Genomic DNA, 25,015 nt, shown 5'->3' on the forward strand with positions numbered 1-25,015 from the left:
AGGTTGCCCCCTCCCTAGTTAGCTGTTATTTCGTCTTATAAATGCCTCTAGTTTTTCTAATGGCCATGTATTAACGATTGTTTCTTTCTTTAGTAGACCTTTTTTAGCCACACCTATTCCGATTTCCATATGGTCAAGCCAATCCATTTGATGGGCATCCGTATTAATCGCCAGTTTTACCCCTTGTTGTTGCGCTTTCGCTAACCAACTTGCCGATAAATCAAGTCGATGTGGGTTTGCATTTAATTCAAGGATTGTATCTGTTTCTTTGGCTAACTCAATTAACATTTCAATGTCAATATCATAGCCTGGTCTTCTTCCAATGACACGTCCCGTTGGATGGGCAATCATGTCTACATGATGACTTTGTAATGCCGTCTCTAATCGTTTCATAATGACTTCTCTTGGTTGAGAAAAAGAAGAGTGAATCGATGCAATGACAAAGTCTACCTCCGCTAACAGTTCATCATCAAAATCTAACGTTCCATCTGGTAGGATGTCCATTTCTATCCCAGAAAAAATTTTAAAGTCATCATATTTCTCATTTATTCTTTTAATTTCTATCATTTGTTGTCTCAATCGGTCTTCAGTTAGCCCGTTAGCGACTCTAAGAAATTTAGAGTGATCCGTAATTGCGATATAAGAATATCCTTTTTGACGAGCAGCCTCTGCCATTTCTTCAATGGAATGAGCACCATCACTCCATGTTGAGTGCATGTGTAAATCTCCTCTTATATGAGCAAGAGAAACTAATGAATGGTTTTCTTTAAAAAGGTCGATTTCTCCTTGAGCTTCCCGTGCTTCAGGGGGAATAAATTGCAACCCGAAATGATTAAAGAAACTTTCTTCGTCCTCAAAAGTACGAACTTCACCGCTTTCAAGATGCTCGACTCCATATTCACTAATTTTCTCTCCACGTTCTTTAGCTAGCTGTCTCATCGCTACATTATGATCTTTAGAGCCCGTAAAATGATGTAACGTTGTCGCAAATTGATTTTTCTTCACTAAGCGAAAATCAACGGATATTGGATATTCATACTGAAGTTCCACAGACACTTTCGTTTGTCCATTTGCAATAATATTAAAGACCCCTTTAATGTTGACTAATTGCTCTCGTACTTCATCTGGGTTATCTGTTGAAATAATAAAATCAAGATCCTTAACGGTTTCACTCATTCTTCGCAAGCTTCCCGCTCTAGAATACGATATAATCCCTGTCATCATTCGCAATTGCTTTTCAATTTCAGCGGCAATCGGTAACACAAAAGCAATCGGTAGTCGTTCTGGACGGTCATTTACCTCATCAATAACTGCCAATATCTTCTCTTCTGTTTTCTTACCAAACCCCGGTAGTTCTTGTACTTTTTTTGCTATACAAGCTTCCTTTAAAGTAGGTAGGTCCGTAACTCCTAACTCTTGGTAGAGCTTCCCGATTTTTTTCCCACCTAAGCCCGGTAGCTTTAAGAGCGTAAGTAAGCCTTCAGGAAGTTCAGAAGAAAGTTCCTGCAACAACGTAGATTGACCTGTTTCCTTTAGCTCATTGATGACCTCTGCTGTCCCTTTACCTATTCCAGATAAAGAAGCAGGGTCTTCAATTTCTTGAATCGTACGGTCATCAGTTTCCAGTGCCTGTGCCGCTTTTCGGTACGCAGATATTTTGAAAGGATTTTCTCCTTTAATTTCCATATATATTGCAATTTTCTCAAGGACTTTAATGACATCTTTTTTATTCACATTTCCCACCCTTTCAGGTCATCTTCTCGAGGGCACTGAAAAAGTTCGGTTTCTAACTTTTTACAGTGTCCTCTTAGCAATGTGCGTAACCGTTGCGTTTTTTATTGCCTGCTACGAGTGTTTTTTTCGTAGAAGGCATGCAACGAGTGAAGCCATTGCCATATACATAAAGGCACTGAAAAGTTGTTTTGTACTTTTTCAGTGGCTTCCATCTTCTCTTCGATCATACCGAGTTTCACTATAAAAAAGCAAATACTAAGAAAAGACAGCAAAACCGTCTTTTCTTAATTGCTACTCTTTCCTATTCAGCCTACGAAAAATATAAAAAATTGGGGTCATTCACTGAAAGAGAGTGTCCTAAAAAGTATAAACAACTCTTTTAGAACACCCCCCAAAATGTAATGTGTAATCTATTTATTATAGCGGATTCGTTACCCAAAGCTCTTTTAACCATTGCGATAAAAATGGTGTATGGTCAAGGATAAGTTGAGCGAGCGTGGATTGATGGAGTAGGCTTTGTACGGTTTCAACTGGGAGCAATGCAGCCACGTGAAGGATAACAAATAGTATAAGGTACGCCTCTATAAAACATAAGAGTCCTCCCAACCAACCATTAACTGTCCTTAAAATAGGGAGATGAGAAACAAAGTCGAGCATTGAACCAATGATTTGCATTAATATTTTTGTTCCAAAGAACAATATCGCAAAAGCAATACCAGAGTAATACACGCTTTCAAAATTAAAGATATCTACAAGCATTGAAATTGGACTGTCTGCTGGTAGCTGAGGATACGGAATCCAAAGTCGAATATATACAGCCAATTCTTTGTAATACATATAGGCAACTAGTAACGAAACAACAAAACCGGTTAAATGAATAATTTGTAGGATAAGTCCTCTTCGTAATCCTATAAAAAAACTGCTAACTAATATGAATAATAATATAATACTAACCATCGTTTTCCTCTTTCTTTTGGTTTTCGAGCTGGTTTACTTTTTCTTGTAATTTAAGATACTCATCAACAATATTAACTGCAGTTAGTACAGCTAAACGTGTCGTATCAAGATATGGGTTGTTCTTTTTAATTGCTCTCATTTTAGCATCAACGACATTCGCCACTTCAGTTACATGGGATGGGTCTTCTTCGCTTAACACTCTATATTGTTGCCCGTATATCGAGACGGTTGTCCGCATCTTACTCTTTTCGTCTCCCACCAATAAGCCCCCTAACTACAAAAAGAAATCCTAAAGTATATCATACCATGAAGCTAGTACTATGAAAATATTACAAATTTAATTGTACCAGAAAATAGAAAAAGAAACCGCTTCTATTCCTTAGTACTAGTATAATCTTTCAAACATCTCCTGTCTCTAACAAAATAGGGGTGTAACAAAAGGTTAGATTTTACCTTTTGTCACACCCCTTAATCAATGCTTATCCTCGCAATGTTGCACCGATTTCTTCTAATTTTGCAAGAACGTTATGATGAACAGAAGTCACTTCTTCCTCTGTTAATGTACGTTCTGGGTCAACATACGTTAATGAAAAGGCTAGTGATTTTTTTCCTTCTTCCATATGTTGTCCTTGGTATAAGTCAAATAGTTTTACACTTTTTAATAAATTTGTTCCCGCAGATACAATAACATCTTTTAGTTTTTGAGCCGGTGTATCTACATCTACTACAAGTGCAATATCCCTTGCCATGGATGGGTATCTAGGAATGTTTTCATAAATGACAACTTTATCCGCATCCTTTAATAAAGCAGATAAATCTAGCTGAAACACATATGTTTCGGTTAGGTCTAGATCCTTTTGAACGCTAGGATGAATTTGTCCAACAAACCCAATCAATTCACCGCCCAAGGAAACGGTTGCTGTACGTCCTGGATGTAGACCAGGTTGTTCTCCTTGTTCAAACGACACTTTGTCTGCCACTCCTATTTGTTCAAACAATCCTTCAATGATTCCTTTTGCAACAAAGAAATCAACTGGCTTCTTATCTCCTTGCCAAGAATGATTAACCCAAAGCCCTGTAAATGCTCCTGCAAGCATTTCTTTTTCCTCAGGCTGTTTTGTAATCGGTTGTTCTTTGGAAAGAAAAATTGACCCTATTTCATAAACAGAGACATCCTGCACTTTTCTGTTTAAATTATATGAAATTACATCTAATAAATGAGGAACTAAGCTCGTTCTCATTGTGCTTCGATCTTCACTCATTGGCATCGCTAGTTGGATTGGCTGATAGCTAGCATTTTCCCCTGCAAGACCCTTTGCTTTTTGCGGGCTTGTTAATGAATACGTAATCGCTTGATTTAACCCTGATGTTTCTAAATAGCGACGGATCGCTCGACGTTTTTGCTGATAAGCTGATAATGTTCCTGGAGTCGTTGCGCCTACAGGCAATGTTGTCGGAATATTATCATAGCCATATAAACGAGCAACCTCTTCAAATAAATCTTCTTCAATCGTAATATCAGGTCTTCTTGTCGGAATCGTCACGACAAACTTACTCTCGTCTTGTGTAAATTGGAATTGTAGCCTTGTAAAAATACTAGCAACATCATCGCTTGTAACTGCTGTACCTAAGCGTTTATTTATAAGGTCAACGGCAATTGTAATTTCTTTTTCTAATGGAAGTTGAGCTTCGGCTTTGGCTTCAACAATTCCACCTAACACTTCGCCACCAGCTAATTGAACAATAAGGGAAGCTGCTCGGTCTGCTGCACCGACTACACGTGCAGGGTCAACCCCTTTTTCATAGCGCACACTCGCTTCACTTCGAATGCCCAAGTCTTTTGATGCTTTTCTTACTGTTGTTCCTTTAAAGTATGCAGCTTCAAGTAAAATTGTCGTCGTGTCTTCTTGCACTTCTGAAGTTGCACCACCCATGACACCAGCAACTGCAACTGGCTCTTTCCCATTTGTGATCACGAGAAGGTCTGTTGTTAGCTTTCTTTGTTCGTCATCAAGGGTAATGATTTCTTCATCCTGATGGGCTCTTCGAACAACAACTTCTTTTGAGCCAAAACGGTCAAAATCAAAAGCATGTAGTGGTTGCCCATACTCAAGCAATACAAAATTAGTTACATCGACTACATTGCTAATCGGGCGAATTCCAGCTGCCACAAGTTTATTTTGTAACCACTGTGGTGATGGACCAATTTTTACCCCTTTAATGATTTTAGCGCCATAATATGGATTATCTTCTGTCGCTTCTACTTTTACTGATACAAGATCACTTGCTTGCTCACTGCTTTCAGGATAGCTCGGATTCGGTAGCGTAATCGGACGGTCAAATAAAGCGCCTACCTCATATGCTACACCAATCATGTTTAAGCAATCTGCTCGGTTTGGAGTTAAATCAAGCTCAAGGATTTCATCATGTAAATTAAGTTCCTCTAGCGCATCCGTACCAACTTCAACATCATTCGCAAATACAAAAATTCCTTCAGAATATTCTTTTTGAACGAGTTTTCCTTCGATACCAAGCTCTTGTAATGAACAAATCATCCCTTGTGAAACTTCACCGCGGAGCTTTGCCTTTTTAATTTTAAAATTATCTGGTAAGACAGCCCCAACTTTAGCAACAGCAACTTTCTGGCCTGCTCCTACGTTTTTGGCACCACATACGATTTGAACCGTTTCTTCTTCTCCAATATCCACTTTACATACATTTAATTTGTCAGCATTTGGATGTTGTGAACACTCAAGAACATGCCCGATTACTACCCCACTAATTCCTTTATTTAACTTATGAACAAAATCGACTTCAATTCCGCCTCGTGTTAACTTCTCAGCTATTTCGGCAGGAGTGATGTCGGAAAGATCTAAATATTGCTGTAACCAGCGATAAGATACTAGCATCGTTGTTCCTCCTCTTACGCTCTTCTAAATTGTTGTAAAAATCGTAAATCATTTGTATAAAAATGGCGAATGTCATCAATATCATGCTTTAGCATAGCTAAGCGTTCGACTCCCATACCAAAAGCAAATCCACTGTATTTCTTAGAATCAAAACCACTCATCTCAAGTACACGAGGATGAACCATACCCGCTCCTAGAATTTCGATCCAACCGGTATGCTTACAAATTCGACAGCCTTGGCCTTTACAAATACCACAAGAGACATCAACTTCTACAGATGGTTCAGTAAACGGGAAGAAACTAGGACGTAGACGAATATTACGGTCTTCTCCGAACATTTTTTTCGCAAATAGCTCTAACACACCTTTTAAATCACTCATTCTTACGTTCTCATCTACATAAAGCCCTTCAATTTGCATGAACTGATGAGAATGTGTAGCATCATCATCATCACGACGGAATACTTTTCCCGGACAGATTATTTTTAACGGGCCTTTTCCTTGATACTTCTCCATAGTTCTGGCTTGAACAGGAGAGGTTTGTGTACGAAGTAATAACTCGTTAGTAAAATAAAAAGAATCTTGCATGTCCCGTGCAGGGTGATCTTTTGGTAAATTCAACGCTTCAAAGTTATAGTAATCCGTCTCAACCTCTGGTCCTTCTTCAACTTCAAATCCCATTCCAATAAAAATATCTTCGACTTGCTCTACAATATTTGTAAGGGGATGAGAAGCGCCTAGTTGAACAGGTCGACCTGGTAACGTCACATCAATGCTTTCGCTTGCTAACTGTGCTTCAATTTCTTTCTCTTGTAGTTCTTGTTCTTTCTGCTCCAGTTTTTCAGTAATGGCTGCTCTAACATCATTCGCCATTTGACCAATAAGGGGACGCTCTTCTGCCGATAATTTGCCCATACCTCTTAGCACTTCGGTAATTGGTCCTTTTTTTCCTAAGTAAGCCACTCTCACTTCTTGAAGTGCTTTACTATCTTGCGCTTCCTCAACCTTTAGTAGCGCTTCTTGTTGTAGGCTCTCTAAACGCTCTTTCATATAGACTTTCCTCCTTTAATTCAATCCGATATACGATAAAAAGATTCTGAGCTTTTTTCCATAAAAAAAGCCACCGCCCCCTTAAAAAAGGGACGATGGCTCGTGGTACCACCCTTAATTAGCGCACAATACGCTCACTTCATTCAATAACGGCTAGGCCGGGACAACCTTAATAAGAGGATCTCTTATGTTCCAGTGTCAGCTCCAGAGTGAATTCGGTTATCTCTTTCCATAGAAATGCTTGCAGTCTAAGGCATTTCCTCCCTATATGGTGAGTATAGCTTACTACTCTCTTTCAACGCTTTTCATCATATACAAATTTTAGCTTCATTATAAAGAAACTCTGCACTAAATGCAAGTTCTCTATATTAGGCTCCACGTAAGTAATACAATAGAATACCTGTTGCTACTCCTACATTTAAAGATTCTGCTTTTCCAAATAAAGGTACATACAGGTTTTGGTCGGTTTGTTCTAAAATGCCGCGGCTTACTCCTTCCCCTTCGTTCCCTACTATCAATGCAAAGTCGGTTTGGGGTTCAATCGCGGTATATGTGCTGGCATGTTCAAGGGCTGTCCCAAAAACCGGAACATTGTTTTGTTTACAAGCGGCGATCCACTCGGGAAGTACTCCTTTATAAACGGGAATATGAAATAAAGACCCTTGCGTTGCACGGATGACCTTACTATTATAGACATCAACTGTTCCTTCACCTAGAATGACAGCAGTCAAACCAGCGGCATCTGCCGTACGAATCATCGTACCCACATTGCCGGGGTCCTGAACACCATCAATTAGAAGATACTTTCCTCCTTGAATGTCTACATCTGCTGTCTCTAGTTGTCTACAAACGGCAATGATTCCTTGTGGCGTCAATGTCTCACTGACTTCTTTTAACACCGCGTTGGTGACATACGTGATATCCAAATTATGAGCTTGCCATTCTGGAGGAAATACAAAGTTTTCATCTGCAAGAATCGTATCTATTTCAAGATCAGATTTTAATGCTTCTTCGATGAGATGAACTCCTTCAATAATGAATAGTCCTGTCTTTTCTCTCTCCTTTTTTGTATGTAATTTTTTCCACTGTTTTACCTTTTGATTAGATGTTGACTCAATTCGTTTCATACACGACTCCTTGTTCCTTTTATAATAATTAAAATTATAACCACAAATTGCCTCATAATCCAAATTCAATTACGCATACTAGAAACAGAACATTATTTTATACACATAAGGAGTGCTGAACATGAGCTTTAATCTACGTAATGCAATTTTAGCAAATATCTCTGGAAGTAATGAAAGTGACGTCGAAGCCACGATTACTGATGCTATCCAGAGTGGTGAGGAAAAAATGCTTCCTGGCCTTGGGGTTTTATTCGAAGTGTATTGGAGCAATGCCACACAAGAACAAAAGAACGAAATGATCTCACAAATTTCAAACGGACTACAATAAAAAAAGTGACAAGGTCGTCTTTTAGTAAATGCGATGTGCGAAGCCACTGCCCCCTTTTGAAAAAGTGCTTTACTAAGCGCCTTTCTTAGTAAAGTACGCGCAGTGAGCGAAGCGATCGCCCTTCTTGAGCAATTGAACAATATTCAATGAAACGGTGTACCAGATTCGGTATACCGTTTTTTAGCGTTTCATCCACCAGCTACAAAAGCCTATGAATAAGACGACTACAAATATCACCAATAGATAAAACCAAATGGGAACGTGACTTCCACTAAAAAAATCCATACGAGCTCCTCCACTACAGAAAAGAAGACAACTATAGATGGGATTGCTCCCTGTTTAAGTTGCCTTCTTTTATTCATAATCAATCAAACGTAATCTTTTTGACCGTCTCACTATCTAAACGTTTAATGACTTCAACTATTAACTTTACAGCATTCTCAAAGTCATCACGGTGAAGAATCGCAGCATGCGTGTGGATATATCGAGTTGCTATTGTAATAGACAAGGCTGGGACACCATTAGCGGTCAAATGAATCGCTCCTGAATCCGTTCCTCCGCCAGCCACATAATCAAGCTGATACGGAATGTTTACATCATCGGCGGTATCTGTGACAAAGTCTCTTAGACCCTTATGAGAAACCATTGAAGCATCATAAATAATGATTTGTGGTCCTTCTCCGATTTTTGCTAATGCTTCCTTGTCAGTCACTCCTGGGGTATCACCGGCAATACCAACATCAACAGCAAATCCGATATCAGGTTGAATTAAATGAGTTGACGTCTTTGCTCCACGTAATCCTACTTCTTCTTGTACTGTTCCTACACCGTATACCGTGTTCGGATGGTCAACGCCTTGTAATTGACGTAACACTTCAATCGCAATCGCACACCCAATTCGATTGTCCCACGCTTTGGCCATCAATAGTTTTTCATTTTTCATTACGGTAAAATCACAAACAGGTACAACTGAATCTCCTGGTCGAACACCAAACTCTTTTGCCTCTTCTTTACTTGAAGCACCAATATCAATAAACATATCTTTTTTATCCATTGATTTTTTTCTAGCATCTGGTGTTAAAATATGTGGTGGTTTTGAACCAATAACACCAGGTATATTTCCGTTTTTAGTCATAACGGTAACTCGTTGCGCGAGCATCACTTGCTCCCACCATCCACCTACCGTTTGAAACTTTAAAAACCCCTTATCATCAATATGTGTGATCATAAAACCTATTTCATCAAGGTGACCTGCCAGCATGATTTTAGGTCCATCGGCTGTACCCGTCTTTTTCGCCACTAAACTTCCAAGACGGTCCGTGTACACTTCATCAGCCAAAGGTTCAATATAACGTCTCATGACATCCCTTGGTTCTTTTTCATTGCCTGGAATCCCATTCGCATCTGTTAACTCTTTAAACATTTGTAAAGTTGGATCTTGTGCCTTTGTCATGTTAAACCTCCCACAATATGTATTTCTTTTAGTATATGCGAAAGCTAGTGCTCTACTCCCATTGTAGACTGATTCAAAGCCTAATATCCCTCATCTTGGCGGAGATGGTTGACTTCATTTTTTTGATTATACGCCTTTTCAATCTCATCTTCCGTAAAGCCAAGTGCGATTCCTAAGTTCATATAAGATTGAAATAATACTTCAAACCTTTCCCTTGAACGCTCCTGATTAAACTTAGTGATGTCATCAAACACAAGCTGAAAACTTGTCACTAATCGGTCAGTAGAAGCTACTTGGTTATACGTTACATCCGTATAGCCGATAGTCAATCCAATCGATAAAATAAAGTGGATTCCATCCACATATTCTTCAAGAATAACATCTCGGTCAGCTGGTGGTTTTTGACTCCAATATTTAAAACACCTTGTCTCATTTGCTAATTCTCCAAGCTCCACTTCTAATGCTAGGATTTTTTCTAACAAGACATCCTTTCCTAGTAACTGGTGTTCTCTCATTATCCGATCATCTAATTCTTTTTGCATGGTAAATAAAGCTTGTAAATTCATGTATGCACACCTTCTCTTTTATAAATCATTTGCAAATAACCTCTATGATTCGCAATTCTCTTTCATTCATTATATAATTTTACTACAAATGAAACCGATCCATATACTAATTCGTATACATAGACAAAACAAATTTTTAAAGGAAAGCTTTCAAGGAGGATGTTCACATGGTATTGCTCTTTCGTTTACTTATAGTCATTGCGACCATTGTACTCATTTATAGTGTGATTAAATACTTTTTAAATCCAAAACGTAAACTAGAGCTTGCTCACCAAAACGGTCAGTTTTATTTTCATGATGAAAAATCAAATGTTCGAAAAAATTTTCTTTTAACATATAAAGGCGTATTATTTGAAGGCGAAAAATATCTTGGTACGACGGATATGGCATTTGAAATCGTTTCGATCGTAATTTGGCCAAAACATACGGAACGCCTCCAGGGGTTAGACCGAGAAGATTTTGCTGTTATCGAAAAAGAGATCATCATCCATTATCCAAATGCAAAAATCGAATGGAAGAGTCCAGTGAAAGAGTTTTTATTAAAATAACAATTTGTTTATATTCTAGAAAGGACGCCTTTGTGAGCAAAGGCGTTCTTTCTTACTCTAGTCTTTTTGATTTATGTTACCTCTTACCCGTTTCTTGCCTCATGGGGCACGATTAGCCAAATGTTCATTATTACTTCTTTTCTCAGCTAATCACTCTTATCCATATAAAAAACAGAGATACGTGTGAACGCACCTCTGTTTTTTTAATGTTGACTAAACCTTGCCGATATCCATTCATTGCATTTGAGCATAATGTCTTTTCTTCCAATAAGGTAGAACATCACTCCAAGTATAACAACAAGTCCGCCTGCAACGAAGACAGGTAACTCACTAATAATATGACCAAATGCAGTAAATGTAAATGCTGCTGGAATCAATGAATAAAACGATAGCTTCGTATATTCTTTAAGTGACTTGGTAGATTCAACTAGATATAAAGAAGTTAAATGAAAATGAATAAATGGCATTAATCGAATAATCATCAATTGACTAATATGAAAAGAATGTTCCTCATCTCCGAACCACTTCGCTTTAATCTTACGAATTTTTGGTAGAATACTTGGAAACAACTGAACAATATAATAAAACGACATACTAACGATTGTCATCCCAATGAGAGAATACACCGTTCCATGAACAATACCAAATAAATAACCACCTATTAAACAAACAAGTAACACAGGAATAAAAAGCAATTGCCTAAACATATGAAATAGAATAAAAAAGACCGGGGCTAACCATCCGCTTTCTTCAATAAAACGAAAAATGGTTTCAGTAGCTTGTTCCATTTACACCTCCTCCTTTCTATCATCGTATGTAAGGAGTCGTCTATGTATGTTAGGTAATCAGCCACTTTACGAGCACAATTCCTGCGATTTGAAGCAATAAAATGGCTGGGATGCCAAATTGGAAAGATGGCTTTTTCGTTTTATGGCGAAACACCCTCATTCCTAGCAGTATCCCGATAGACCCTCCAATCATAGCTAAGGAAAATAACGTACGTTCTGAAACTCTACTTTTTCTTAATTTAGCACATTGCTTATCGTAGCCCATGATTGCTAGAGCTACTACATTCATTCCTATTATATAGTATTCAATCATCTCGTGCATGCTCCTATATATAATCCAAAATTAATGTAGCGGACAGGAGGAACCTTATTTGGGAAAAGCATGCTGATTCCACGCCTTTTTATAATAATAAGGTCTTCTGTGTCCGTTCCAAGTAATAAACGGCGTTTTTTGTTAAAATAGCGGACTCAGTGTCCATAAGCGACGCTGCGCTTTTCTCACTCGCTATTTCTTCAAAAAAATAGGCGTGGTCTTAGTAAATAAGCCACGCCATAGTAGTATTATGAATTTAAGCTTGCTTTTGCTTTAGAAGCTAATTCAGCAAATGCTTTTTCATCGTTAATTGCAAGGTCTGCTAAAATTTTACGGTTAACGTTAATTTCAGCAATTTTTAATCCATGCATTAAACGGCTATAAGATAATCCGTTCATACGAGCTGCTGCGTTGATACGTGTGATCCATAGTTTACGGAAATCACGTTTCTTTTGACGACGGTCACGGTATGCATAAAGTAATGACTTCATTACCTGACCTTGTGCTGTTTTAAATAAACGGTGTTTCGAACCGTGGTAACCTTTTGCTAACTTTAATACTTTCTTACGACGACGACGAGCTACATATCCGCCCTTGACTCTTGGCATCGTATTTCCCTCCTTTATGCTTTACAGTTTCAGTTTATTTTTTGTACGTTAACATTGCTCTAATTCGTTTGAAATCACCAGAATGAACCATGCTTGCTTTACGTAATTTACGTTTTTGCTTTGTAGATTTGTTAGCAAATAAGTGACTTGTAAACGCACGTGCACGCTTTAATTTTCCAGAACCCGTTTTCTTAAAACGCTTTGCAGCGCCTTTATGTGTTTTCATTTTAGGCATTTGTCATATCCTCCTTCATCAAACTAACGTCAAGCTCACTACTTATTTTCAGCTTTAGGAGCTAAGACTAAAAACATGCTTCGACCTTCCATTTTAGGCGAAGATTCAATGATTGCGATATCTTCACATTCTTTGGCTAATCGCTCTAACACGACTCTCCCGATTTGTGAATGAGTAATTGCACGACCTCGGAAACGAATCGCTGCTTTTACTTTATCGCCTTTTGTCAGGAATTTTCTTGCATTTCGAAGCTTCGTGTTGAAATCATGGTCCTCAATCGTAGGACTAAAACGAACTTCTTTTAAAGTCGTTATTTTTTGATTTTTACGTGCTTCTTTTTCTTTCTTTTGTTGCTCATATCTAAACTTACCAAAGTCCATAATCCGACAGACAGGCGGTTTAGCATTAGGTGCAACCATAACCAAATCAAGGTTTGCATTTTGAGCCATTTCTAATGCTTCTTGTTTTGTCTTAACTCCAATCTGATCACCATTGGCACCGATGAGACGAACTTCACGAGCGCGAATGCTCTCGTTAATGAACATGTCCTTACTAATAATGAGCCACCTCCAAATTTTTTTAAGACGGGGCAAAGCATACAATAAGCGCTGTTATTGAACATTAAACCGTCCGATACTCCACCACGAGTTTTTTACCTGACGAAAGTCAAATAAAAAAGTGTGAGCGTCAAAACGCCCACACTTATTCTAATTAAAATAAGAAAAATTCGTGACCTGCCAACTGCTTTTGCGTCAGTCAGGTGAGAAGCGGGCGCCTCTTCTTGCTTTGTGTCCATATATTATTATTTACTTATCTACTTTACCACACCTTATTAGAGGTGTCAAACGTCATCAATTAACAACTTTTTTATCTTAACGGAAAATGGGAGTAGATGCAAGACTTTTTTTATTTCTGTTTCTTTCCTCGTTGCTCAACTGTGGCTACTAACTCATTTGTAAACTCTTGCAACGGCACAGATACTGACTTTTGCTCGCCATATTTACGGACGTTGACAGATTCACCTTCAATTTCTTTATCCCCTAATACAAGCATGTAAGGGATTTTTTGAATTTGCGCTTCTCTGATTTTATAGCCGATTTTTTCATCCCGCTCATCTAATTCACAACGGATTCCAGCAAGTTGAAGAGTTTCCATTACCTTTTTCGCATAGTCAAGATGAACATCTGGTGACACAGGAATCACTTGTACTTGAACTGGTGCGAGCCAGGCTGGGAATGCACCTTTGTATTCTTCTATTAAAAAGGCAACGAAGCGTTCCATTGTCGATACAACCCCACGATGAATAACAACTGGTCGATGATGCTTCCCATCTTCACCGATATAAGAGAGATCAAAACGCTCTGGAAGTAAGAAATCAAGTTGGACCGTAGAAAGAGTCTCATCTTTACCAAGCGCTGTACGAACTTGAACATCTAACTTAGGACCGTAGAATGCAGCCTCTCCTTCAGCTTCATAATAGTCAAGACCTAACTCATCCATCGCATCTTTAAGCATCGCCTGCGCTTTAGTCCACATCGCATCATCATCAAAGTATTTTTCCTTATCCTCTGGATCACGATACGATAACCTAAACGAGTAATCAGAAAGACCAAAATCATTATATACTTCTTGAACAAGTCGAACGACGCGAATAAATTCTTCTTTAATTTGGTCTGGGCGACAGAAGATATGAGCATCATTTAACGTCATTCCTCTCACTCGTTGAAGACCTGTTAAGGCTCCACTCATTTCATAGCGGTGCATTGTTCCAAGTTCTGCAATTCGAATTGGAAGTTTGCGATAAGAATGAATGTCATGCTTATATACCATCATGTGATGAGGACAGTTCATTGGTCGTAACACAAGTTGCTCATTGTCCATTTCCATTACAGGGAACATACTGTCTTGGTAATGGTCCCAGTGTCCTGATGTTTTATATAATTCTGAACTTCCAAGGACCGGTGTATACACATGCTGATAGCCAAGTTTTTCTTCTTTATCAACAATATAACGTTCAATAATACGACGAATCGAAGCTCCTTTTGGTAACCAAAGAGGCAAGCCTTGTCCTACCTTTTGCGAGTTCGTGAATAAGCTTAACTCTTTGCCTAGCTTACGATGGTCTCGTTCTTTTGCTTCTTCAAGTAAACGAAGATGTTCATCTAAGTCTGCCTTTTTAAAGAAAGCTGTTCCATAAATCCGTTGTAGCATTTTATTTTTGCTATCCCCACGCCAGTAGGCACCAGCAATACTTAACAGCTTAAATTCTTTTAGCTTTCCTGTGGACGGAACATGAATACCACGACAAAGGTCAAAGAAGTCACCTTGCTCATAAATTGTCACTGTTTCCCCTGCAGGAATGGCATCGATCAACTCTAGTTTTAACGGGTCGTTTATTTCTTTGTATAAAGAAATAGCCTCATCCCGAGATACTTCTTTACGAACAACGTCTATGTTTTCAGAGATGATTTTTTTCATTTCTTTTTCAATTTTTGTTAAATCTTCTGCTGTGATTGGTTCTTGTGAATCAATGTCATAGTAAAAGCCATTTTCAATCACAGGGCCAACACCTAACTTAACATCTCCGTAGATTCTCTTAACCGCTTGCGCTAGTAAGTGTGCCGTACTATGTCTTAAGATTTCAAGACTTTCTTTTGAATCTGGTGTTACAATTTCAATTTCACCATTTTCTTCAATCGGTGTGCGAAGATCAATTAATTCTCCGTTCAGTTTTCCTGCGATTGCTTTTTTCTTTAATCCGGGGCTTATTGATGCGGCAACATCTTCTGTTGATACTCCTTGCGGAAACTCTTTTACAGCGCCGTCAGGAAATGTTAATTGTACTTGTGACATGCTTCTTTCACTCCTTCTGTTCTCTTCTTACGACAGTCACTCCATTATGAAACTCATGCAATGATCAAACTCTTTTTAAGACATAAAAAAACACCCATCCCAAAAAGGGACGAGTGATGTCTCGTGGTTCCACCCTTGTTCTACAGCTAACGATAGCTATAGCACTTCGCATCAGAATAACGGTCTGGAGCCGTCAGTAAATAATAAAACCTAATGATTTGTTCCTTACTGAAGTTCAGAGGTGGTAAATCAAATCTTACGTTAGGAAGCTTCCAGCCCATGTCTTCCCTCTCTGTAAACCATCGGAAATGATTATTGTCCTCATCATGACATTTCATTATTATATATGTAAATAATTATAAGAACAGGAATCAAGAAAAGCAAGCCCAAGTAAAAAAAATTTTTACTGAAGTGAATTCGGTATTTGAAAAAGTTGCCTTGTATGAACAAAAGCTCTTTCTTGAAATATCGTTTGAATTGTTACGATAACGTCATTATCAATTTCGTCTGTGTAAATGTGAACTTGCTCAGGAACCATACTAACAAGAGGAGAAATGACCATCTCATCAATATCCAGGTCTCCCTCATAAACTAGGTCTTTGTCCAACATGTACAGCTTTTGCTCTCGACTTATTTCTTGTAACTGTTCGTTGTAAAAATGAAAGTTTCCTTCTTGTACCAAGTGAATGATTTTTTGTTTTGTAGGTGACTTTTGCAAGTAATAACGTAACCCCTCAACAATATTCTGATACTCTTGTTCTAGTAAATACTCATCAATAGCGACTTCTACGCAGTCAATTAACATTTCTCCATACTCCTTTAACCGAAACGTCAGGAATGGCTCATAATAAAAAACAGTATCTATATCTATTCCATTCGAAAAGGCTTCATACAAAAAATGTTCTCTTGAAAAATGCTCTGACACTGCTGGGAGATCATTCCGGTCTCCCTCTAGGATTGAACGGGCAATCGATAAAATTTGTTTCTGCTCTTCTTCATCTGAAAAGTAAAAAATGGTGGCAATGATTTCTTTCAACCATTGCTCCTCTCGAGTGGTAACCACATGCTCGGACAATACAGATACAAGCCAGGGTTGAAAGGAATCACAAAAGCTCTTTTCTTCTACATCATAATCAATTTGAATGAGTTCACACTTTTCATCCATTGTGATTTCTCGTAAGCCTATCTGTAAAAACATCTCCATATATGACTTTAATTTAGAATAAATCTCCTGACAATCTTGGTGAGACTCAAAATGAATAGATATCAATTAGTACTCCTCCTTATCCTATTTGATTTTCGGCAATATATATTTACGTATCTCCTAGTTGATTCATTAGTAATAGATCGCCCAAAGCATAATGACTATGTAAAAGAGGTCTTTACTTACATCGCCCAAAACTACTCTATTTCATACGTATGACAAGCTAAAAAAAAAATGACAAAGAAAAACGATGAGGGCATTTTTCTTTAGTCATTTTTTAGAATAATTTAAAAAAAGTACGTTGACACCGATATAACTACTATAACGACCAATCGCTTTCTTTCCTTGCTAGAGAATAGAAAATAGGTTACCACAAACGGCTCATTCTTTTAATCACAAAATACTAAATACGAATGTTATAGTGTGAAAAAAGTAAACCAAATACAACAAAGAAGAGAGGGTTAGTCATGCAAGAACGCAAGAATCGACTTATGCTATTTTTTTCAAGCTTCACAGTAGTTATATCAGTACTCATTCATTTTTTACACAGGCAAATTGGTTGGTTTGATTCATACCTAGCAGTAACTCAAGCTATTCATTCATCCACAAACCTTTTCTTATTAAATCTTTTATTAACGGTACCGATTATTCTTTTTCTAGTTTCATATTTTCTTTATCGTAAGAAAAAAGAACATCCTGCTATTCCATTAATTATTATGCTAACATTAACGTTTGCAAGTATTTCTATCATTGCTGGCGGAGACGGAATGGTCGAGTATCACTTTTCAATTTTTATGGTTATTGCTGCACTAGCTTATTTTGAAAAAATTAAACTGATTATTGGTAGTACTATTATTTTTGCGATACACCATGTAGCTGGATATTTTCTAGTACCCGAACTTATTTGCGGAACAGACGCTTATCCATTTACCCTTCTTATAGTTCATGCTATCTTTTTACTGTTTACAAGTGCTATTGTTATTGTTCAAATCAAAGTAAGACAAAGTTTTGTAACCTCTGTTCAGGAAAAAGAAAAAGCTCAAAATGAAGTGATCAATACCTTAATGGCACGGATAAAAGAATCATCTGATGAGGTGATGACGGGGGTAGATACACTTGAAATTGGTGCGTTTGAATCAACTGCAGCTTCAAATGAAATCGTTAATTCGATTGTAGAAATGGTAGAAGGTGCCGAACAACAAGCCGAAAAATGTATGGGAAGTAAACAGTTGCTTGACCATATGAGAGAAGATGTAAAAGAAGTAATTGAACAAACCAGACGGTCTACACAAACATCAACCGAAACAAGCGAACAAGCCAAACAAGGAAAACAAGAAATAAACGTAACAGAAAAGCAAATGAGTGAAATTTTTACGTCTGTCATTGAAATGAGTGACGTCGTTGACCGACTAAGAAATCGTTCGTCAAGTATCCAACAAACTTTATTGCTCATGAGAGAAATCGCTGAGCAAACCAATTTATTGGCCCTTAATGCGGCGATCGAAGCTGCTAGAGCTGGAGAGGCAGGGAAAGGATTTGCTGTTGTTGCCGATGAAGTTCGAAAGCTAGCTGACCAATCCAACAATTATGCAAATATCATTGGCCAAACGTTATATGATGTCATCAAAGATTCAACTGACATCAGTGAAGTGATGAACTATAGTAAAACCCAAGTTGAACTTGGATTACAACAGGTGAAAAACACCGGCTCCATCTTTGAACAAATTGTTTCAAAAATTGACCATGTTCACCATGATATTCAAACTTCTTATCAAATGGCCGAACAGATTGATGATAGAGTGAACATCATCTTCCATGAAATAGAACAGATGAGTTTGATTTCCGAACAATTTAAAGAGAATACTGAAACCATTTCTGCCTCATCTGAACAACAATTGACGACATTTGAAGAATTCAAGCAAACTACTAACACGCTAAAACACATTACAACCAACTTAAGAGAACACGTTACTCATTTATCTGATGAAAAAAGCACTTCTTAAGGATAATTAATAGGACTTAAAAAGAGCGTACCAATTTATGGTACGCCCTTTTTGTTTGTATTCTAGTTTTGCATGATAAAGTCTTTGCCTGTTTCTTCTGTATCCGCAAATACCTTTAACGTTTTGTATTTTGTATTTCTCTGAGCAGGAATTTTTCCCGCTTCTCTTATTAATTGAAGGATTTGATTTGTATTTACCTTATGCGTCGTCCCTGCTGCAGAAACAACATTTTCCTCCATCATCGTACTACCAAAGTCATTACATCCGTATGACAATGACTGCTTTCCGACTTCTGGACCCATCGTTACCCATGAAGACTGGAAATTCGCAATATTATCTAAGAAAATACGAGAAATGGCTACATTTTTTAAATACTCACGTGGTGGTGTTTTCTCACCCGGAAGATTTGTGTTATCTGGCTGGAACGTCCATGAGATAAAGGCTAAGAAGCAATCTGTCTCATCTTGAGCATCGCGAACGCGTTCCAAATGAAGAGCACGCTCTTCAAACGTTTCTCCTAGTCCTATTACCATTGTAGCCGTTCCATGCATTCCCACTTGCTTGACCATCTTCATGCAATCAATCCACTCACGCCAAGATGATTTGATACGACTAACTCTTTTTCGTGTTTTGTCCGTTAAAATCTCAGCTCCGCCTCCAGGTACAGAATCAAGTCCTGCTTCCTTGAGCTCCGTTAGCACTTCTTCTAAAGAAAGTCCTGACACTTCAACCATTTTCCATATTTCCGCAGGAGAAAAAGAATGCATTGTAATGTCATACCGTTTTTTAATATTACGTAATAAGTCCGTATAATAGCTTAATGGAAGGTCTGGATTCGTCCCACCTTGCATTAGTATTTCTGTTCCACCAACCGCAAGTGTCTCCTCAATCTTTTGGAAGATGACATCATCACTTAACACATACCCTTCTTCGTGTCCTGGTGGTCGATAAAATGCACAAAAACGACAATAGGTGTCGCAAAAATTTGTATAGTTAACATTACGCCCTATGACAAATGTCGTAATCGGCTCTGGATGCCATTTTTTCATTATTTCGTTTGCAGCTGCTCCGATTTTTTCGACTTCATCACTCTCATAAAGCTTGACCGCGTCTTCTACAGAAATGCGTTGCCCTTGAACAGCACGTTCAAGAATAAGGTCTATGCTCATGTAAAAACCTCCATCACGTTGTAAACTAGTTTAATACTACCATAGAATTGAAAGTAATTCCTATTTTCACTCTCGGAAAAAACAACCAATTTGACTATCAATCTAGGTGCTTATATTAAGATCGTCTATTTCTACCTTCAATAAAATAAGGGATGGTAAAATGCCGAATCCGTTCCATAATTCGTTTTGCTTTCAGTTCTTCGTATCCACCTTTATCTGAATACATCAGATGCTCTTCTAATTCATTTAATGCATAATTGGAAGTATATAAAGTAGGAAGCTTCTCAAGCATACGATGCTGTAAAATAACACCTAACACTTCATCACGAATCCAGGCAGACATCGTTTCAGCACCAACATCGTCTAAAATAAGCACTCTTGCTTTTTTTACACGGTCTAATTTATCATTAAACGTTCCATCAGAAAGCGATGAACGGATTTCTCTAAAAAAGTCAGGAGTGTACACTAACATCGTTTCAATATTCCGGTCCTTTAATTCATTAGCAACCGCCCCCATAATAAAAGTTTTACCTACGCCGAATTTTCCATATAAATATAATCCTTGTGCCGTTTCTCCTGGAATTACGGTTCGAGCAAATTCATATGCGGCATGACTTGCTTCTAGTCTAGAAGGATTGTCTGATTCAAAAGACTCGAAACGAGCTTCTGTAATTTCCTTGGGGATGTATAAACTTTTTATTAAAGATTGTTGTTTTTTCGCTTCTTCATCCTGTCGTTTTTTATCACAAGGTACATAAAACACTTCAAGGTGCTTAGGTTTCACATCCATATCTGGCCGATAACCTTTTAACAAATTTGGACATGCTTGTAATCCTGGACAGTGATTGCAATGCTGGAGGTCTCTTCGATATTCTTGGAGTGCACTTATGCTACGGTCTATTATCTCGTTTGATAGATTCTGCTTCGCTAAAAAGGTTTGAACGTGATAATCATGTAAAAGCTCCTGTTTCATCAGCTCGTATTGGTTTTTCATTTTTTCATTTCCTAGAAAATCCTGTAATGCCGTTTTAATTGACTCCATTTATCTGTTCCCCCTTTCTTTTTCTTCTTTCCTTTTTTGTAGCATCATTTCAAATTGTCTCTTTTTATGTTCAAACTCTTCCGTTTGTGTGGTCGTCTGCTTCTTTTCAACAGTCGTACTTCCTTTTTTTTCATCGACTAACCATTTTGGAAGCTTATCTTTTTTCGCATTTGTTTTCGAATAAGTTTGTTGTTTTTTCGGACTTGTTTTTACCTCTGTTGCTTTTTTATATTCTTCTTTTGCGAATTCCATCGCTTCTTTCACGGTCTTTATGTTTTTTCTAGCCCAGTGACCAGCAATTTTATCTATTAATGCTTTTGTAAGCTTCATGTCATTTCTAATGAGAACATAATCTAGCAATACGTTCGCCACACCTGGCGTAAGCTTATAATCTAGCAAAAGACTTTCAACGATTTTGGCATCAGCCGGGGGAACCTTTGCTCCATCTCCCCTGCTTTCAATTAAAGCAAGTGGTGATGTCGTTTCGTATAATTTCACCATTTTTTCCTCTTCCGTTTTAGGCTCTTTTCCATTCATCGATTGCAAAGCAACTGGTTGCGTTCGTAAGCCTAAAGACGGAGGGTCATTCCCATTCTCTAACTTATACCAATCCTGAACTTTTTTTCTAAGCTGTTGTAAATCCACTTCATCATCGTGAATCACAGAACGCTGAAGGACACGACTCATTTCTAAAGGACTAATTTTATAAACAAACGCTAATCGTACAATTGTTTCTCGTACTTCAGTTGTCATTAATTCTTTAGGGGCCACAACAGCAGATAAATCTGCTTCAAGTAATTCAAAATCAAAGCTAGACTCATTAAATAAAAGAGGATCCTGTTTAGGACGTTCTATTAGTTTTTCCGTTTCATTTAATTGAAGGGCTTCCATCATTTCTGATTGAAAGCTCATTGACATCTCAGAATGGTGTAACGTTGTAAACACTTCATCAAAAGCATGCGTTACTTCAAAAAAATCGTCTTTTTGAGTCACAGTCAGTAAAAAGCGCTCTCGCAACTGACGATATTTTGTTTTACCAATTCTATTAAATAAGTAAACACTTAAAACATCATTTTGAAAGAATTGGTATGGTGACATCGGCGGTTGTAATTCATATAAATAAGTTGAGCCTTCTTCATCTTTTCGCTTAAAGGTTTTTAACAGACCTATCGCCTCAAGCTTTTTTCGATGTTCATAAATATGATGTAGTGGAGCATCCATTACGGTCATTAAATGCCGATGACTATTTTCCTCACTACAATACTGGTCTCGTTGAAGTTCACTCCAAAATGTCATATATAAACTATGAGCAAAGGCACCAATTAACGGTTGATATAGTAATGTTAGGATTTTCTGGTCTAATGCATGTAAATGATCAACGGTTTGTACGACATAACGGTCAATCGGTAAAAGTTCTGTCCAATGCCAACTCATAATTCTCACCTTTTTACTTATAGTATCAGTATCATAGCTTACGAAAAGCGACACGATTGTTGTTAACAGTTAAAAAAAGAGCATTAAGCACTAGTCTTAAGCTCTGTCTTTTTATTTATCTCGTCCTATAAAATCTTTTAATTCATTAATAAACACAGTGATGTCTTTAAACTGTCGATACACGGAAGCAAAACGAACATAGGCAACATCATCGACTTTAGCTAAACGGTCCATGACTAGTTCTCCTACATCCTTACTATCGACTTCATTTGTCCCTTTGCTACGCAGCTGACTTTCTACATCATTCACAACTTCTTCTAGCGTATCTAGAGAAACTGATCTTTTTTCACACGCTCGTATCAATCCTCTAAGGATTTTTTCTCTGCTAAACTCTTGTCTAGTTCCATCTTTTTTTACAACGATTAGTGGAACTTCTTCTACTGTTTCAAACGTAGTAAAGCGAAAATTACAAGATTCACATTCTCGTCTTCTTCGAATCGATCGACTTTCATGACTCGGTCTTGAGTCAAGTACCCTTGAGCCATTATAATGACAAGCAGGACACCGCATAACTATCATCTCCACTTTATTTCCAAATCGATGACTTTTCATCCTTAATGATAAACAAAAACCGACAAAAAAACAAGCAGGTTTACAAGAGTTGCTCTCCTAGACCAGATCCAATATATTGAAGCTTCTTGTCAAGCTCTGCATAAAATACTTGAATCGCTTTTCTGCTATAGCCAAAATCGGTAAATAGAACCGTTTCTGTTCCCACTGAGATGTCCACTGCTGTTTTAAATGGCTTTACTTGAATGACCGTTATCGTAACGAACGCTTTTCTCGGAGTTGTCATTTGAACAAAGATCTCACCACGTTCATGGTCAGCTCGTTTTAACGTATAGCCTTTTGATTGATTTATTAAATTTACAACTTCATTAATTCCTCGGTCCTTCGTTGTTTTATAATATCTTGTTTTTAATGTCTCATCATAATGCGTTTCTGTTGTTTCAGTATGAGTTGTGAAAATTTGTTTAAACGTTTCTTTAATTCCCATATTTAACCTCACCCTATCCTCATTTATCTTATCTTTATCTTAAAGCAAAATCTGGACAGGAGCAAATAAGACTTGTTAACAGATCAAAAAAGAGGTGTTTACTCAGAAACACCTCTTTGGTTATTTTGTTTTAGTAATTCAATGCTTGCACTTTTCGCTCTTCTACTTTGACTGGACCCATCCCACGTGGTACTTCAATTACTTCACTTGTTTTTGCCTCTAATGCTTTTGAGATAAAGCTAGACGCCACATTTGGATCGATTCGGTCACCGCATGTATACACATCAATACTTGCGTAACCATGTTCTGGGAAGCTATGAATCGTTAAATGCGATTCTGAAATGATAACTACCCCGCTAACTCCATGTGGAGCAAATTTGTGAAACGCTACCTCTCTTACCTCTGCACCTGCTTCTAACGCTGCATCAACAAATGTTCGTTCAATGAAACTCATGTCATTCAACTTGTTTACGTCGCAACCCCATAATTCTGCAATCACGTGACGACCCATTGTATCCATAGTTGAATCCCCCTTTTTACTAAATTCATGCCTTCTCAAGCATGTAGGAACGTTACTTTACCACGGGGGAAAGTTAGTCCGAAGAGGTCCTAACCCTTTAAGTAGACAACGTTTCCTTTTTTTGCTTTAAATGAAGTTCACGAAAACTAGTATACTTGTTTTGTTTTTGTTTTGCAATATTAATTTTTTATTAAAAAAAACAAGTATTCCACCCGTGTATGTGTTACCTTTTTCAAGCTAGTGAAAAGGGAAACTCAACGATATCTCTTTTATTATCCCAATGGCAACATTCCCTATTCCGTTCTACCCAATTTACCTCCTTTTTCCAATATGTTTATCATATGATATCAGATACCTGTCTATTCCCTACTTTCTTTAAACTAAACAAGAAAAACACCGCTATGCAGTGTTTTTTCAGGTTGGATCGAGCGATGCCAGCGCGCTCTAAATGGCTCTAACGGACACAGGAGAGCTTATTCCTCGTTTTTATATATATTTTTTGATGTAACGGACACCAATGACCTAGAGGACATTCCATTTTTTCAAAATCCGCAGAACTTGTTCTTTCGTTTCTTCAATTGAACCGTTGTTATTGATAACTTCATCAGCTAACACTACTTTATCTTTTAAGGGCATCTGCGAGTGAATTCGCCGTAATGCTTCTTCCTTGGAACTGTTGTCTCGCAGTTGGAGTCTTTCTAATTGAACTTGTTCATCAACATAAGCTAATATGACTTTTTCCACCATATGTGTTAGGTTGCTTTCAAATAAAAGCGGAATGTCATATACAATATGACTATGCCCTTTTTGTAAGAGCTCCTCTTTTTTTTCAACCATACGAGTACGAATTGCTGGATGAATGATGCTATTTAACTTTAACCGCTCTGTCTCGTCATTAAAAATGATTTCGCCTAGCTTTTTTCTGGCAATGGTTCCATCTACTTCTAAGATTTCCTGACCAAAAGCAGTAACTAATTTCTCAAGCGTCTTTTCTCCAGGCTCAACGACTTCTCTTGCGATTTTATCTGCATCAATTACTGGTATCCCTTTTTCGAGGAAGTAGGCGGAAATAGTCGACTTGCCGCTCGCTATTCCACCTGTTAGTCCTATAATCATGT

The 25,015-nt window shown here is 37.8% G+C and carries 25 protein-coding genes and 3 other annotated features; of the genes, 3 read left to right on the top strand and 22 right to left on the bottom strand.

Annotated elements, in window-relative coordinates; genetic code table 11:
* Nucleotides 1-18: 18 nt before the first annotated feature.
* The 6 genes from polX to BK585_RS18605 form a co-directional block, all read right to left on the bottom strand.
* The gene (gene polX / locus BK585_RS18580; protein ID WP_078555431.1) at nucleotides 19-1,734 is read right to left on the bottom strand and encodes a DNA polymerase/3'-5' exonuclease PolX; all 1,716 of its coding nucleotides are present in this window, start codon (nucleotides 1,732-1,734) and stop codon (nucleotides 19-21) included.
* 417 nt (nucleotides 1,735-2,151) lie between these two features.
* Entirely contained in the window at nucleotides 2,152-2,691 is a 540-nt protein-coding gene (locus tag BK585_RS18585; RefSeq protein WP_078555432.1) for a CvpA family protein, read from the bottom strand.
* Nucleotides 2,684-2,929, bottom strand: a complete 246-nt coding sequence (gene zapA / locus BK585_RS18590; RefSeq protein WP_245805922.1) for a cell division protein ZapA — start codon at nucleotides 2,927-2,929, stop codon at nucleotides 2,684-2,686. Before zapA ends, BK585_RS18585 begins: the two co-directional genes overlap by 8 nt.
* A gap of 241 nt (nucleotides 2,930-3,170) precedes the next feature.
* Nucleotides 3,171-5,600, bottom strand: a complete 2,430-nt coding sequence (gene pheT / locus BK585_RS18595) for a phenylalanine--tRNA ligase subunit beta (protein ID WP_078555434.1) — start codon at nucleotides 5,598-5,600, stop codon at nucleotides 3,171-3,173.
* A 14-nt stretch (nucleotides 5,601-5,614) separates the two neighbouring features.
* Nucleotides 5,615-6,649 (bottom strand): phenylalanine--tRNA ligase subunit alpha, encoded by a 1,035-nt coding sequence (gene pheS, locus BK585_RS18600; protein WP_078555435.1) that lies wholly within the window; start codon nucleotides 6,647-6,649, stop codon nucleotides 5,615-5,617.
* An 85-nt stretch (nucleotides 6,650-6,734) separates the two neighbouring features.
* Nucleotides 6,735-6,957, bottom strand: a binding site (T-box leader).
* A gap of 60 nt (nucleotides 6,958-7,017) precedes the next feature.
* Entirely contained in the window at nucleotides 7,018-7,776 is a 759-nt protein-coding gene (locus BK585_RS18605) for a TrmH family RNA methyltransferase (protein WP_078555436.1), read from the bottom strand.
* 121 nt (nucleotides 7,777-7,897) lie between these two features.
* Here BK585_RS18605 and sspI point away from each other — a divergent pair, with 121 nt between their 5' ends.
* Nucleotides 7,898-8,104, top strand: coding sequence for a small acid-soluble spore protein SspI (sspI, locus tag BK585_RS18610; protein ID WP_078555437.1), 207 nt, complete (start codon nucleotides 7,898-7,900; stop codon nucleotides 8,102-8,104).
* Between the two features lie 364 nt (nucleotides 8,105-8,468).
* Here the strand turns inward: sspI and BK585_RS18615 are convergent, their stop codons facing one another.
* On the bottom strand, nucleotides 8,469-9,557 hold the full coding sequence (locus tag BK585_RS18615; RefSeq protein WP_078555438.1) for a M42 family metallopeptidase: 1,089 nt from the start codon (nucleotides 9,555-9,557) through the stop codon (nucleotides 8,469-8,471).
* Between the two features lie 80 nt (nucleotides 9,558-9,637).
* On the bottom strand, nucleotides 9,638-10,123 hold the full coding sequence (locus BK585_RS18620; protein ID WP_078555439.1) for a dUTP diphosphatase: 486 nt from the start codon (nucleotides 10,121-10,123) through the stop codon (nucleotides 9,638-9,640).
* Nucleotides 10,124-10,290: 167 nt separating this feature from the next.
* On the opposite strand from BK585_RS18620, the gene BK585_RS18625 reads away from it, so the two are divergent.
* The gene (locus BK585_RS18625) at nucleotides 10,291-10,671 is read left to right on the top strand and encodes a sigma-w pathway protein ysdB (RefSeq protein WP_078555440.1); all 381 of its coding nucleotides are present in this window, start codon (nucleotides 10,291-10,293) and stop codon (nucleotides 10,669-10,671) included.
* A 203-nt stretch (nucleotides 10,672-10,874) separates the two neighbouring features.
* Here BK585_RS18625 and BK585_RS18630 read toward each other — a convergent pair whose 3' ends face one another.
* The 7 genes from BK585_RS18630 to ytxC all read right to left on the bottom strand — a co-directional run bounded on the left by BK585_RS18630 (nucleotide 10,875) and on the right by ytxC (nucleotide 16,738).
* Nucleotides 10,875-11,459 (bottom strand): TVP38/TMEM64 family protein, encoded by a 585-nt coding sequence (locus BK585_RS18630; RefSeq protein ID WP_078555441.1) that lies wholly within the window; start codon nucleotides 11,457-11,459, stop codon nucleotides 10,875-10,877.
* 49 nt (nucleotides 11,460-11,508) lie between these two features.
* Nucleotides 11,509-11,772 carry a DUF1294 domain-containing protein gene (locus tag BK585_RS18635; protein ID WP_212567934.1) on the bottom strand — a complete coding sequence of 88 codons (264 nt, stop codon included), beginning with the start codon at nucleotides 11,770-11,772 and terminating at the stop codon, nucleotides 11,509-11,511.
* A gap of 248 nt (nucleotides 11,773-12,020) precedes the next feature.
* Nucleotides 12,021-12,380: a 50S ribosomal protein L20 gene (gene rplT, locus BK585_RS18640; RefSeq protein WP_078555443.1), complete on the bottom strand. Its 360-nt coding sequence runs from the start codon at nucleotides 12,378-12,380 to the stop codon at nucleotides 12,021-12,023.
* Between the two features lie 34 nt (nucleotides 12,381-12,414).
* On the bottom strand, nucleotides 12,415-12,615 hold the full coding sequence (gene rpmI, locus BK585_RS18645; protein WP_078555444.1) for a 50S ribosomal protein L35: 201 nt from the start codon (nucleotides 12,613-12,615) through the stop codon (nucleotides 12,415-12,417).
* A gap of 38 nt (nucleotides 12,616-12,653) precedes the next feature.
* On the bottom strand, nucleotides 12,654-13,160 hold the full coding sequence (gene infC, locus BK585_RS18650) for a translation initiation factor IF-3 (RefSeq protein WP_139367593.1): 507 nt from the start codon (nucleotides 13,158-13,160) through the stop codon (nucleotides 12,654-12,656).
* Nucleotides 13,161-13,281: 121 nt separating this feature from the next.
* Nucleotides 13,282-13,404: a sequence feature (ribosomal protein L20 leader region), on the bottom strand.
* Nucleotides 13,405-13,521: 117 nt separating this feature from the next.
* Nucleotides 13,522-15,468, bottom strand: coding sequence for a threonine--tRNA ligase (gene thrS, locus BK585_RS18655; protein WP_078555446.1), 1,947 nt, complete (start codon nucleotides 15,466-15,468; stop codon nucleotides 13,522-13,524).
* A 102-nt stretch (nucleotides 15,469-15,570) separates the two neighbouring features.
* Nucleotides 15,571-15,805: a binding site (T-box leader), on the bottom strand.
* Between the two features lie 66 nt (nucleotides 15,806-15,871).
* Nucleotides 15,872-16,738, bottom strand: a complete 867-nt coding sequence (ytxC, locus tag BK585_RS18660; protein ID WP_078555447.1) for a putative sporulation protein YtxC — start codon at nucleotides 16,736-16,738, stop codon at nucleotides 15,872-15,874.
* Nucleotides 16,739-17,139: 401 nt separating this feature from the next.
* On the opposite strand from ytxC, the gene BK585_RS25010 reads away from it, so the two are divergent.
* The gene (locus tag BK585_RS25010) at nucleotides 17,140-18,675 is read left to right on the top strand and encodes a methyl-accepting chemotaxis protein (RefSeq protein ID WP_078555448.1); all 1,536 of its coding nucleotides are present in this window, start codon (nucleotides 17,140-17,142) and stop codon (nucleotides 18,673-18,675) included.
* Nucleotides 18,676-18,737: 62 nt separating this feature from the next.
* Here the strand turns inward: BK585_RS25010 and mqnC are convergent, their stop codons facing one another.
* The 7 genes from mqnC to coaE all read right to left on the bottom strand — a co-directional run bounded on the left by mqnC (nucleotide 18,738) and on the right by coaE (nucleotide 25,013).
* Entirely contained in the window at nucleotides 18,738-19,844 is a 1,107-nt protein-coding gene (gene mqnC / locus BK585_RS18670; RefSeq protein WP_078555449.1) for a cyclic dehypoxanthinyl futalosine synthase, read from the bottom strand.
* Nucleotides 19,845-19,959: 115 nt separating this feature from the next.
* Nucleotides 19,960-20,886, bottom strand: a complete 927-nt coding sequence (gene dnaI, locus BK585_RS18675) for a primosomal protein DnaI (RefSeq protein WP_078555450.1) — start codon at nucleotides 20,884-20,886, stop codon at nucleotides 19,960-19,962.
* Complete coding sequence (locus tag BK585_RS18680) at nucleotides 20,887-22,320, bottom strand: replication initiation and membrane attachment family protein (RefSeq protein ID WP_078555451.1); 1,434 nt, start codon at nucleotides 22,318-22,320, stop codon at nucleotides 20,887-20,889.
* 111 nt (nucleotides 22,321-22,431) lie between these two features.
* Complete coding sequence (gene nrdR, locus BK585_RS18685) at nucleotides 22,432-22,890, bottom strand: transcriptional regulator NrdR (RefSeq protein ID WP_078555452.1); 459 nt, start codon at nucleotides 22,888-22,890, stop codon at nucleotides 22,432-22,434.
* Between the two features lie 82 nt (nucleotides 22,891-22,972).
* The gene (locus tag BK585_RS18690; protein WP_078555453.1) at nucleotides 22,973-23,377 is read right to left on the bottom strand and encodes a DUF1499 domain-containing protein; all 405 of its coding nucleotides are present in this window, start codon (nucleotides 23,375-23,377) and stop codon (nucleotides 22,973-22,975) included.
* A gap of 130 nt (nucleotides 23,378-23,507) precedes the next feature.
* Nucleotides 23,508-23,897 (bottom strand): adenosylmethionine decarboxylase, encoded by a 390-nt coding sequence (speD, locus tag BK585_RS18695; protein WP_078555454.1) that lies wholly within the window; start codon nucleotides 23,895-23,897, stop codon nucleotides 23,508-23,510.
* 522 nt (nucleotides 23,898-24,419) lie between these two features.
* A complete protein-coding gene (coaE, locus tag BK585_RS18700; RefSeq protein WP_078555455.1) occupies nucleotides 24,420-25,013 on the bottom strand; it encodes a dephospho-CoA kinase in 594 nt (197 codons plus the stop codon).
* Nucleotides 25,014-25,015 lie beyond the last annotated feature (2 nt).

This window comes from Bacillus alkalicellulosilyticus, from assembly GCF_002019795.1.
GTDB lineage: Bacteria > Bacillota > Bacilli > Bacillales > Bacillaceae_F > Bacillus_AO > Bacillus_AO alkalicellulosilyticum.